Origin of the sequence: Psychrobacter sp. Marseille-P5312 (assembly GCF_900291405.1) — a bacterium.
Taxonomy (GTDB): domain Bacteria; phylum Pseudomonadota; class Gammaproteobacteria; order Pseudomonadales; family Moraxellaceae; genus Psychrobacter; species Psychrobacter celer.
The window spans coordinates 2647729-2660358 of sequence record NZ_OLML01000001.1; the positions used below are offsets into that span (position 1 = coordinate 2647729).

The window sequence follows — 12630 nt, forward strand, 5'->3', positions numbered from 1 at the left end:
ATTTGGTAAAGGATGGACACAGCAGTCGCTGCTATCCTTTAGCATTCTTTTAAAAGCCACCGCTGATAATCAGCGGTGGCTTTTTATTGGTTGAACTTAGTTGAGTTCACTCAAGATCAATGATCAGCGTTACTACTCTCAAACCCAATCTTACCTGCCTGCTTATACCTATAGAGTAGCCTATGAGTCTTTTTCGGCGGTTGTTTTTACAACTCGGCGACAGCCTTGACCAGTGATTTGGCTAAAGCCGCCTGAGAGTTTTTCGACCTTGATTTGCGTCAAGATACGATCTTTTAACGCCTGTACGTGGGAGATGATTCCGATCAATTTACCTTCTTGCTGCAAATTGGTTAAAGTGTCGAGTGCGATATCAAGTGAGTCTTCATCAAGCGTACCAAAACCTTCATCCAAAAATAACGAATCGACACGGATATTATGACTGGCCATTTGCGACAGCCCAAGTGCCAGTGCTAGGCTGATGATAAAGCCTTCACCGCCGGAGAGGTTTTTGGTGCTACGAACCTCACCGCCTTGATAGTTGTCAATGACATTCAGCTCAAGCGGGTTGCTGTCGTCGTGAATCAGCAAATAACGGTCACTCATTTTTTGCAATTGCGTATTGGCATGGCCAATCATGACTTCAAACGTTAGGCCTTGGGCAAAGGTACGATACTTTTTGCCATCAGCCGAGCCAATTAACATATGCAGCTGCTGCCATACTTGTAGCTTTTGTCTTTGCTCATCAATGGCGATCAGCTGCGCCGCTTGTGTATTTTTTTGCTGCTCGTTGTCTTTAAGCTTTTGATCAATGGCACCAATTTTTTGGTTTAACTCGTCGATATCTGTTTGTATCTGCTGATATTGGTCAGCAAGGAGCTCTCGGCTTGCATTCGTCATAGGCGCAGCAAGACTTTGCGTCAGTGCTTGCTGCGTACTGTCCAGCTGCAGCTGAGCTTGATGCAGCGCAGTATCAATCGCTACTTTACGTCTATGTAGGGCGTCACGCTCCTCTTTGGGCAAGCGGGCTTTGACAAAAGCGGCTTCATCGACAAAATCGGACGCTGCGAGTAAGTCTGTAAAGATACTTTGCTGAGTGTTCAGTATGGTCGTCGCCGATTGTAGCTCTGTTGCTAGCTGCTGCTCTCTACTCTTTAATTGTTCTAATGCCTGTTGTACGGTATCTAGCTGCCTTTGCGCTACTCTTTGCTTATCTTTAGCAGCATCGACAGCATTGCGTAATTTATTTTCTTCATCATCTGTATCTTTATCTGCAAAAATCTCTGTTCTATCTTGTTTTGATTGTTCGATAGTCTTGACCTTATGAGCAATTAAGCGCTCTAGCTCGTTGAGCGTTGTTTCATCACTGTGCAACTGTGCTTGCTTGGTTTCCATCTGCGCAGTCAGGCTACTTAAGGTGTTGGTCAGCTGCTGTTGGCTGTTTTTTTGCTCATTGAATTGTTGTTTTAACTGACTTAAAGCGCTGCGCTGTTGCCGCAGTTTTTCAATATGATGGTCACATTCTGCGCTGTCTATTACGGTTTGCTTATCAAAACTATGACCCAACTGCGTAAGTGCGTCAGATAAGTCTGCCGTATTGAGCGCTGTGGTTAAGTATGCTTTATGTTGGTCCATGGGATACTTATTTACCAGGGCTGAAATGGTGCTCAGCAGAGGCGTTAATTCTGAGAAATTAGCAGTGATCTTATCTTTTATCCCAACAATTTTTTGTGAGTTAAGCTTAATGTCAGTTGTCAGGTTGTTAATATCATGACTGACCACTTGTTGCTTTTTTTCATCAGCTTCAAGCGCAGTACTGAGCTGTGCAGCAGTTTCAGTTAAATTGTCATATTCGATTACTATGGTTTTAAGAGACTGTTTATGTTCAGTTAGATCGTGTTTGGCGGTATCTAATAAGGATAAGCTAGGCTCTAGGTTCGCAGTAGCCGCATCAATGTTATCGTTTATCTGCGTAAGTGGGTCGATAATTGCTGCGATAGCTTCAGAGTGATTGTTTTTAGCCTCAAATAGCGAGGAAAGGTAAACCTGAACATCACTATGTAAGGTTTTGGCTTGCTGCTGTAGTGGCGCCAGTTGTTGCTGCTGGTTATTCAGCGTCTGTTTTTTGGTGGCATATTCGATATTGTGTTTTGATAAAGCTTGTTCAAGGTTATCAATAACGGTCTCTAGTTCCGCTATTTGCTGCTGTGTTTGTTGCGTCTTAGAGGGTTGGTGTTGGCTGGTATCCTGGTGACTGTGGTCTAATAATGGATGATGCTTACCATAAGGATGCTCAGTGGCGCCGCAAAGCGGGCAGGGCGATCCATTTTCAAGCTCTGCTATGTAGTCTTCAAGCTTAGCGACCTTTTGTAGTAGACTCAGATGCTCTTGCTTCTCTTGCCGCTTGAGTTTGGCATCTTGAATGTCTGATCGATGATCAGCAATGAGTCCTTCTAAGGCTGTTAACTCTTCATTGAGCGTCGGTAGTGAACGTTTGGTATTTTCGATTTGGTGAGCAAGATCGGACAGCTGCTGTAACTTATAGCTGGCTTGTGCAATCTGAGTGTTGATTTGGTCGACTTGCTCTTGCTCATGACGCATACTCGCAAGCGATTGTTTTTCGATAAGTGCCGCTTGCTGCTGTTGTACGCTGGCAAGTTGCTCGCGTTGCTTGGTTATTAATAAACGATCTGAATCTTGTTGCTTAGACAGCTTATCGAAATCAGCTTGTAGCTGGCTGGCTCGATGGTCATACAGAAGTTTATCCGTAGTCAAGCCGACATTATCTTTTAGCAGCGTCTTTAATCGGCCACAGCTGCTATCAAAGGTCGCCATGTCTGTATCGAGGTCGTTTAGCTCTTTATAATCATCAAAATACTTTTCTAGACTGCCAAGCTGAGTCTTCGTCTCTTGCTCTGTTTGGCTGTGTCTGGCTATTTCTTGATGTAATCGTTTCGTATTATTGACTAAGTCGTCTTTACGTTGCTTGTCGTTTGCCAAAGAGTGAAGTTGCTGTTTTATCTCAGCATCCAATTCGCGTGTTTTTGAAATAACAGGCAGAGTAGTTTGCAGATTATCTGTTGCTTGTTTTTCAATGGTAGTGATATCGTTTAAACGGGTCGTAACTTGTGCAAGCACTGCTTGCTGAGATGGAATATTACTGAGTAATTGATGTTGTTCACTGCTAAGCCGATTGACCGTCTCTCGGCTATAGCCAAGCTTATGAAACTGGCTGTCAATCTCTAAAGCTTTACTGGCCAGCTCCAAGCGCTTGGCCTCTGGAGTAAATTCTATCTGTGCATGCTGCGCTGCGGAAAAATCTTTTTGATAACTCGCAAGGCTCTGCTGTAGCTGCTCAACCTGCTCCAGCCACTGCAGCTGCTCACTTACGGTTTTAAAGCGTTGGCGCTGCTTACTTTGTTGCTGGTTAAGCGTCTCAAGCTCTGCTGCCAGTCGTTTTTCATCCTCAGGACTCAGTAAAGATAGGCTGTCCACGCCTGCCTGTAGTTTGCCAAGCGCTTCTTTTTCAGTACGGTGTCTTTCATGGACATTGAGCGATATTTTGGCATAGATGGCAGTGCCGGTGATTTTTTCCAGTATAGCTGCTCTATCACCAATATCCGACTTCAAAAATGCGGCAAAACTGCCTTGAGCCAGCATGATGGAGCGGGTGAACTGATTAAAATCCATACCGATAAGGTCTTGGATATAGGCAGATGTCTTGGACTTTTTTTCTTCTAAAATCTTGCCAGTTTTAACCTCACTGATCTCATGTCTAATCGGTAATAAGTTACCCTTGGCTTTTTTATGCGCGCGGTGCTGGTACCAGTAGCATTGATAACGTGTAGAGTCGATCTCGATGATGACTTCTGCTGAGCATTCACCCGTACCTTGGGTCATGATCTCGTTGGTTGAGCCGGTAATATCGCCCAATCGTGGTGTTTGGCTATAGAGTGCTAAACAAATCGCATCTAAGATGGTGGTCTTGCCAGCGCCTGTTTGCCCAGTAATAGCAAAGATGCCTTCATTCAAAAAAGCAGGATCACTAAAGTCAATGTTCCATTCACCTTTTAGGGAGTTGAGGTTTTTTAGTCGCAGTTCAATCAGTCGCATGAGCAGGTCTTATTTTTAGATAGGTCTATAGAGTGGTTATCAAAGTAGTTGACATGAGCGGCTGTTATTCCGCCTGAGTGTCTTCATGACGCAAGTTATATATAATTTGCTGATAGGCTTCTCGCAGGGCCTTTTTTTGTTCATCTGCGACCTTGTTCAGAAGCAGACAGCGCTCAAACACCTCTTCCTCATCCAAGTCTTGTAGTGTCTCAGAGGTTTGCTGCTGGTTTAGCACTTTATTATAAGTGCGGGTATTTTTTATTTTTAGTACCTCACACCGCAAGCCATCTACCATCGCCTGAATATGCTCACGTAACTCGCTGACCAGCTCGTCACCTGTGTAAATCACTTCGAGCCAAACAGACTCCGTGTCATCTAAAGACTGAGCAGTGCTATCAATTTTCTGTTGGATAGACTGTAGATCACCTGAGACTTGTGCCAGTTTTTGAAATGTGGGAATAGGCAAGGAGGCGATCTGCATCTGACATGATTTGTCAAAATGTAGTCGCTGCGGTGGAAAGGTCATTTTTGATTCAACATCATTTGAATTGGGGTCATCAACCTTGCTTTCTTGCTTTACATGGTGTTCGTCTACATTGCTTTTGTTGCGGCCCTCATTGTCTACTGAATCATCAAAGCCAAACAAATCATCCATAAAACCACTCGTCTGATTGGCTACTTTTTTAGCCGCTTTTTCTACCGATGTTTCAATTGTGGCAACTGTACGGGTGATCTGAGGCGCATTGCTTGCAATGGTACGAGCAGCGGTATTGTTTGACATTGGTTTTTTATCACTAAACTCGTTTTTTACTGCGCCAAACTGTATGAGCAACACCTGTTTTTGCTGGCGCGCCTCACCAAAACCCATGGCAATCGGCGAGCCTGAATAGCGAATGGTCTCACGACCGCCGACCCGCTGCGGCACATGCAAATGCCCAAGGGCGACATAATCAAAACCATCGTCAAACATGTCAGCAGACACCTTACCAAGCGAACCGACATAAAGCTCACGTACGCCGTCATCTTCGGTCGTCGTGCCGCCAGCTGCAAACAGATGACCTGTGGCGATTATCGGAATGTGACGCTGATGGGATTTTATTAATTGGGCTTGCTTAGCTTTGGCGATACTGGCGACGTTATCATAATGGGCGCGAATGCCTTTGATGACATTGGCGTCTTTGCTGTCCATCGACTCGCCAGCGCTGCTACTGCGCACATCACGATCACGCAGATAGGGCACAGCGGCGATGATGCAATGCGGCGCGCCGTCTGTGTCATCTAATACCAAGACCTCATCGTTTAAGTCCTCGCAAGCGGTGCCAATGACATGGACGTTTAGAAACTTAAGCACATGACTTGGTGCATCCAAAAACGTCGGAGAGTCATGATTGCCTGCGACGATGACGATATGCTGGCAACAGGAGCGTGAGACTCGCCCCAAAAACTCATAATACAGCGCTTGCGCTCGGTTGCTTGGTGTCATGGTGTCAAAGATGTCACCAGCGACAATCAGTACATCGACGTGTTGCTCGCTAATGGCGGTTTCAAGCCAACCCAAAAACGCTGCAAACTCATCATAACGCATACGGCCATAGAGCCTGCGCCCTAAGTGCCAATCGGAGGTATGTAAGACAGTTAAAGGTTTTAAATTTTTCATAGGCGCGGCGCAAACGTGGTATCGGCAAGTGGGGGTGTCATTGAGCGGAAGGGTGTTTATAAGCAAGCTGTCATTCTAGCAAGAATTGCTAGGCTTTGCTGTGCCACCCGCGCATAAAAAGCCCTGCCAATAACATATTGACAGGGCTATATTATAGTCCTTTCGAAATCAAGCAAACATTATCCAATCACCAATTACTCCAAACCTTCTTCTTGCTGCGCTGCCAAATTAGCGATCATAGAGAGCGCATGGGCTTGCTGGTCTATCGGCTTTTTTGCATCTTGGTCCGTGATAGCTGTTCCTGCACGTAACCAGTTAGTCTCTGTATCGCCGGTATCTTTATTGTGTGTGTTGTACCACGCCAAATCATCATGCAGCGCCACCACATCTCCCATGATAAGTAAGGCGGGCGTGGGCAGCTGGTTTTGTTCTTGCAGCGCCACGATACTCTCAAGTGTGCCAGTTAATACTTGCTGATTGGGCATGCTGGCATTGGAGACGATGGCAATCGGCGTCTCAGGCGAGCGGCCAGCGTTTATCAAACCTGTCGTCAAACGTGCCAGCGAATGCAGACCCATATAAAACACCACGGTTTCATTGGTATCAAGTAAGTTTTCAAACTTCTCATTGGGCGCACCCGCCTTTAAAAACCCAGTGACAAAACGCACCGACTGCGAATGATCACGGTGGGTAAGGGGGATACCAGCATAGCTGGCAGCGGCATTGGCAGCGGTGATACCTGGTACCACTTGATAAGGAACCTCATGCGCCCGCAAGCTTTCAATCTCTTCGCCGCCACGCCCAAAGATAAAGGGATCGCCGCCTTTTAGACGTACCACACGGCGGCCTTGTTTGGCGCTATTGATGAGCAGCTCGTTGATGCCTAATTGCGCGACCGCATGGTTACTGCGTTTTTTACCGACAAACACTTTATCGGCATCACGGCGGCATAAGTCTAATACTTGCGGAGAAACTAGGGCATCATAGTAGACGATGTCTGCTTGCTGCATCAGACGCAGCGCTTTGAAGGTAAGCAGTTCTGGATCACCGGGGCCTGCACCGACGATATAGACTTCACCGACAGCTGCTTGAGCCTGATTAATATTGTTATGTTGAGTAGTTGTTAACTTATCTGTTGCTACAGGCGCAGAGGCTGATAGTGATTCTGTACTGTGGCTCTGTGAATGCTGGCTAGTCGTCGTAGCAGGGCTATTACTAGGGTTATGGGCATCAGGGTCAACACTATGATTAGCGCTATCTTCAAGAGCAGCTACTGTGCTGTCTAGATCTGCTTTTAGCTGGGCAGTGGCCTCACGCTCATTACCGGCAAACATTAGCTGACTGACTTGACCTTCAAAGGCACGCTCCCAAAACTGCCGACGGCCTGTCAGGGTTGGGATTTTACGTTTTACCTCGCTACGAAATTCACCAGCCAGCTTGGCCAGCTTACCATAACCTTGCGGAATCAGGGTTTCAAGACGTGCACGTAGTAGACGTGCCAGCACCGGCGCTTTGCCATTCGATGAGATGCCGATGACGATGGGATTACGATCGACGATAGCGGGGAAGATAAAGTCACATAAATGCGGGGTATCAACTACATTGACGGGGATGTTGAGCGCGGTGGCATCAGCGTGAATTTGATGATTAAGCGTCTCATCGTCAGTCGCTGCAATGATGACTCGTGCACCTGTCATATAGGATTTATTATAATTTTTATAAATCAGCTCGTGCTTATCGTCTGAGAGCAAGGCTTGTATCTCAGTGCTGATATCTGGCGCTAGAATGGTAATGGCAGCCCCAGCGCGGCTAAGCAAATCTGCCTTACGCAGCGCCACATCGCCACCGCCCACGATCAGCACCTTGCGATTTTCTAGTTTAAAAAATAATGGAAAGGTGTTCATAGCATCACCAATTATGTATTCAATGTCGTAAAATATGCTTCCATTATGAGGTATCAGGCGCTACGTCTCATGCAGTGAATTGGCATTAGCATAGTCGTTTTCGTCATATTTATTATAGTTTTTGATGGAATGTAGAATAGAGAAGGGAAGGGAATAGTGATAAGAGCGCTTGCGACAAAAAGGCTCTCTTACAAGAGTAAAAGAGCCTTTTAAACAGAGCTTTTTAAACGATGGATGACGGTAACGCTTGATTACAACTGCGTATGCAGACCACACTCACGGCTTTCTTCAACTTTGGTTGGATCAAAGTAATCAAACTCGTTAGGCAAATCATGCTCTTCAAGATAGACGTCTAAATCCGCGTCTGTTTTTTCAAATAATGGTGCAACTTTTAACACGCCGTCTTTTGATAAGCTAAGCACATCAAGACCTTGGCGAAATTCCGTTTGATCTTTACGAATGGCGTTAAACCAGACATCAGGTTTTAGCTCATCTAACGCACGGCGAAATGGCTCAAGTTTTACTTGATCAGTGAATTCATCATGCTGCGGATTATCAATGCCTGGGATGCCATTCATGGTTGAATCACGGTGTGCAGCGGTTTGTTTTGGGATATAAGTCACAACGTTGAGATCAAGATCACGAATCAATTTGTTGGCAAATTGATAGGTCGCATCGGTGTTATAACCTGAATCTACCCACAATACCGTGATGTCAGGGCGCTGCTTAGCAACCAAATGCAAAATCGCGGACTCATATGGGCGGAAATTGGTGGTGATAATGGGGTTTTTAGCTTGGCTAAGCGCCCATGCGACGATTTCTTCTGGTGATTTACCTTTTAATTCTTGGTTGGCTTGATCGATATCTAAATTTGGGTGTAATTGGCTCATGATGGACTCCTTAAGGGTGAAAAGTATAAAAATGATTGGTAATAAGTAGGATGGTAAATATTAATATTAAGCACCAGCAAACATCGGCAAGTCGGCGGCATTGCGACCGTCGTAGCTGCTAGCAAGCGCGTTAAATGCTTGGCTGATATCAGAGATAGAGTGCAGGTCATGCGCACTTATCACAAAACTGTCTGCCCCTGCGCGCAGCAAATAAGCGATTTGATCGCGGCCAAACTTGCCAGCCATACGAATCTCGCCTTGATAGCCGATTTGACGTAAGGTTTGGGCAAAGCTAAAACCGCGTCCATCGGTAAAAGCGGGCACGTGAATCACAATCAAATCTTGCTGCAATAAAAACTCTGGTATGCGCGTTAATACTTCGGTGTCGCTATTTGAGGTCACCCAAACGCCCACACGGCTGATATGCTCGGCTAATAACTCACGCACCTGTTGTAACAGTCCACCTGCAATATTGCCGTTAGCATCTAATAAATCAGCAAGCGGTAAAACGACTTCAAGCTTTTCTTGTCTTTGTAGCAGCTCTAGCAGTGATATATCGGTCAGGGTAATACCGTCCGGCAGCTCATCGGTACGAAGTGCAAGCCAGGTATCCGTCTCGCTGATATCGGCGCCATCGCTATTGAACACATGATGATTAGCCATAGACCTTCTCCTTAAAAGGGGCAATGCCGATACGATCGACCAATTCGCCAAAGCCTTCGACGTCATTGTCATTAGTCACGCGCTGCTCTAGGTAGACGTCGATTATCTTTTGTATCGTCGTTGCTACGGCATCGGTTGGTACAGCCTTGCCCAATATCTTACCGAGTTTGGCGTCGTTGCTAGAGTTACCGCCAAGGCTGATTTGATACCAGTATTCACCTTTTTTATCGACCCCAAGGATACCGATATCGCCGGTATGGTGATGGGCGCAGGCATTCATACAGCCAGACATATTGAGGCGAATCTCACCTAAGTCATAAAGGTAGTCGAGATCATCAAACTGCTTTTCGATTTGCTCAGCGATATTGTGGGTTGTGGCATTGGCAAGCGAGCAAAAATCCCAGCCTGGGCAGACGATCATATCGGTTAGGGTGTTGATATTTGGACGGGCCAAATGTAGCGCCGCCAGCTGCTGCCATAGCTCGTACAAGCGATTGGTTTGTACATCGGCAAAGACCAGATTTTGCTGATAAGTGCCGCGCAGCTCGCCAAAGCTATGCTCATCGGCAAGATCGGCGAGGGCGTCCATTTGCGCGGCGCTAATATTCCCTGAAGGCACATATTTACCATCGACCAAACCGGCTTTTAGGGAAATCACCACCGCACGGTAGCCCGCCACTTTATGCGCCACAGTATTTTGTTGATACCAATTAGCAAAGTCTTTATCAGCGTCTAATTGCTGCTGCAAGTCTGACTGTACTTGTAGCGCATCAAAGGTAAGATAATCAGGCTCGGTAAAATAGCTACTGGCTTTGTCAAAGTTTGCATCGGTCAAGGTCAAAGGCCCATCTTTGATATTGGCTTCCCATTCGGCATCGACCAATTTGGCAAACGCCGGTCCGCCCATGCTATCAACCAATATCTTGATACGCGCTTTGAATTTATTGTCGCGGCGTCCATGCAGGTTATAGACGCGCAAAATCGCATCTAAATAGCTAAGCAAATGCTGGCGCGGTAAGAAGGTGTTGATGACTTTACCAATCACCGGCGTACGTCCAAGACCGCCGCCGACAATCACTTCAAAACCAAGCTCGCCTGCGTCATTTTTCTTTAAATGCAGTCCAATATCATGGACTTGCGTCGCTGCTCGATCGTTCGCCGTACCAATCACCGCAATCTTAAATTTACGTGGTAAAAAAGCAAACTCAGGATGAAAGGTTGACCACTGTCGAATAATCTCGCAATAAGGACGCGGATCGGCGATCTCTTCCTTATGAATACCCGCATAAGGGTCGGTGGTGGTATTACGGATACAGTTGCCCGAGGTTTGGATGGAATGCATTTGTACCGACGCCAGCTCCGCCAAAATATCTGGCACTTCTTCAAGTTTTGGCCAGTTCAGCTGCATATTGGTACGGGTGGTAAAGTGGCCGTAACCTTTATCATATTTACGGGTAATCTCAGCCAATTTGCGTAATTGATAGGTTGCCAGCAAGCCGTATGGCACGGCGATACGTAGCATCGGTGCATAGCGCTGGATATACAGCCCGTTTTGTAAACGCAGCGGTAAGTACTGCTCTTCTGGCAGTTCACCTGCCAAAAACCGCTCGGTTTGGTCGCGAAACTGGGCGACTCGCTCTTCTACCAAGGTTTGGTCAGCGTAATTATATTGATACATGACGTAATCTCAATTTTGTTTTAAACATAAATGCGGCGACGAAAATGATTTGCGTGTGATCGCTTGTATTGCCAATCGCAAGGTAAACAATTCAGAGTCACATCATATAAGCTTAAATCTATAAACATAAATTCCTTTAAGACATATCCATATCCAAACACAGCATAAATTTTCATAATCAAAGCTCGGCAGCCTATGCCTATTCGATTTATTCGCTGCTATAAGGTTAAAAACGTGACATCTACTACTACGCCTAACCAGACATCAAAACTTGTGCCGCCACATGGTAGCAAGGAGCTTAAGCCGCTATTGCTAAAAGGTGAGGCGCGCCATCAAGCACTAAAACTTGCCAGCACTTTGCCGACGATTACCCTCAGCTCACGTGAGCGTGGCGATTTGATCATGCTCGGTATTGGCGCTAAATGGTTTTATGAATCAGGCCGACTGGCAAGGGGTGGTCGATGACATGCGTCTGCAAAGCGGTGACAACGCTGGCTTGTTTTGGCCGATTCCGATCACCTTGTCGGCACCGAAAGCGACGGCCGATAGCTTGAGTCAAGGCGATAAAGTAGCACTGGTGGCAAAAGATGGCGAGATTATGGGTATCTTGACGGTAGAAGAGAGCTATACCATTGACAAAGCCCATGTGCGCAGACGATTTTTGACTATGTCGGCAAAGATGATTTGATCACGCAGCCGCTCAAGATTGGCTGGACGTTTTGGTGTAATGCTTGTAGCGCCATGGCGTCTGATAAGACCTGCCCACATGATGCCTCTGAGCACGTCAAAGTCTCAGGCACTAAACTGCGTAAGGCGCTATCAGAAGATCTGGAGGTGCCCGACAACTTTAGCCGTCCAGAAGTGCTAGAGATTTTGCGTAATTACTATGCCGGTATCGCAAAAGACCAACGTGCTGAGGTCAAGTTAACTGGTGCATCTGCGGTATAGAGCAAAATTGATTTTTTGATAAACATCACTCATAAAAAAAGGTGGCAGAATATAAATCTGGCACCTTTTTTATTTGTTGTTAAAGATTGGCAGTTCAAAAGTAATACGTTTAGGTTAGTTCCAAATCGCTTGAAAGCTTCTGATAGTCGCCAACGAGTGAAGCTCCACCCGAACAAAAATAATTCAGCGCGTACTTATCTTGGCTATCAATGGTCAGGATATCATCTTTAAACTGAAAAAACGCCGTGCTGTCATTGACCTTGGTTTGAAAAATCACACCGTGTGCTTTGTCTTGACCCATTAAGCTGGCGGTGCCGTCAAACTGACACGTTGGTTTTTTGATGTCGCTACGTGCACGTACCTTGATATCGATCTGCTCATTGCCCGCCGATCGTACCATCACGCCCACCCAGTCATAGCCTTGGCTGCGGTTTTCATAACCTGCATCGGCATAATCGCCAACTACTGCTTGCACCATAGGCGCAGCGGCTTGCTCAGGCTGAGTGATGGGCGTGTTTGGCATGACGGGTGTCACGTTGTTGCAAGCGCTTAAGCTCAGCATAGTGATGGCGGCTGTCGTCCCTGCTGCCAATACACGAGAAAAACGAGTCAAAGATGCGATCATTTAAGTACCTTTTGAGTAATAAGAGTGGGTAAAGGTTTATCAAAGATAGTAGCGCTTAGCGACCAACTCGTCTATAGCTCAAGCAATACCATAACTTGCTTAACAGTATCTGTTGATGCTTTTATTGTTTCTGTGCTCAGCTGTATTTTATAAAC

The 12630-nt window shown here is 46.1% G+C and carries 7 protein-coding genes and 1 pseudogene; 1 reads left to right on the plus strand and 7 read right to left on the minus strand.

Features of this window, described 5'->3' with window-relative positions; translation table 11 throughout:
• Positions 1–180: 180 nt before the first annotated feature.
• The 6 genes from C6W44_RS11415 to C6W44_RS11440 all read right to left on the minus strand — a co-directional run bounded on the left by C6W44_RS11415 (position 181) and on the right by C6W44_RS11440 (position 10902).
• Positions 181–4110, minus strand: a complete 3930-nt coding sequence (locus tag C6W44_RS11415) for an AAA family ATPase (protein ID WP_105245749.1) — start codon at positions 4108–4110, stop codon at positions 181–183.
• A gap of 64 nt (positions 4111–4174) precedes the next feature.
• Positions 4175–5767, minus strand: coding sequence for an exonuclease SbcCD subunit D C-terminal domain-containing protein (locus C6W44_RS11420; protein ID WP_105245751.1), 1593 nt, complete (start codon positions 5765–5767; stop codon positions 4175–4177).
• A 194-nt stretch (positions 5768–5961) separates the two neighbouring features.
• Positions 5962–7671: a uroporphyrinogen-III C-methyltransferase gene (cobA, locus tag C6W44_RS11425; protein ID WP_105245753.1), complete on the minus strand. Its 1710-nt coding sequence runs from the start codon at positions 7669–7671 to the stop codon at positions 5962–5964.
• Between the two features lie 251 nt (positions 7672–7922).
• Entirely contained in the window at positions 7923–8561 is a 639-nt protein-coding gene (locus C6W44_RS11430; RefSeq protein WP_105245756.1) for a phosphoadenosine phosphosulfate reductase family protein, read from the minus strand.
• Between the two features lie 66 nt (positions 8562–8627).
• On the minus strand, positions 8628–9224 hold the full coding sequence (locus C6W44_RS11435; protein ID WP_105245758.1) for a DUF934 domain-containing protein: 597 nt from the start codon (positions 9222–9224) through the stop codon (positions 8628–8630).
• Positions 9217–10902 (minus strand): nitrite/sulfite reductase, encoded by a 1686-nt coding sequence (locus C6W44_RS11440; protein WP_105245760.1) that lies wholly within the window; start codon positions 10900–10902, stop codon positions 9217–9219. The genes C6W44_RS11435 and C6W44_RS11440 overlap by 8 nt, the downstream gene beginning before the upstream one ends.
• 234 nt (positions 10903–11136) lie before the next feature.
• On the opposite strand from C6W44_RS11440, the pseudogene C6W44_RS11445 reads away from it, so the two are divergent.
• Positions 11137–11850: pseudogene (locus tag C6W44_RS11445) on the plus strand (hypothetical protein).
• Positions 11851–11959: 109 nt separating this feature from the next.
• On the opposite strand, the gene C6W44_RS11450 reads toward C6W44_RS11445, so the two are convergent.
• Positions 11960–12475: a hypothetical protein gene (locus C6W44_RS11450; protein WP_105245762.1), complete on the minus strand. Its 516-nt coding sequence runs from the start codon at positions 12473–12475 to the stop codon at positions 11960–11962.
• Positions 12476–12630 lie beyond the last annotated feature (155 nt).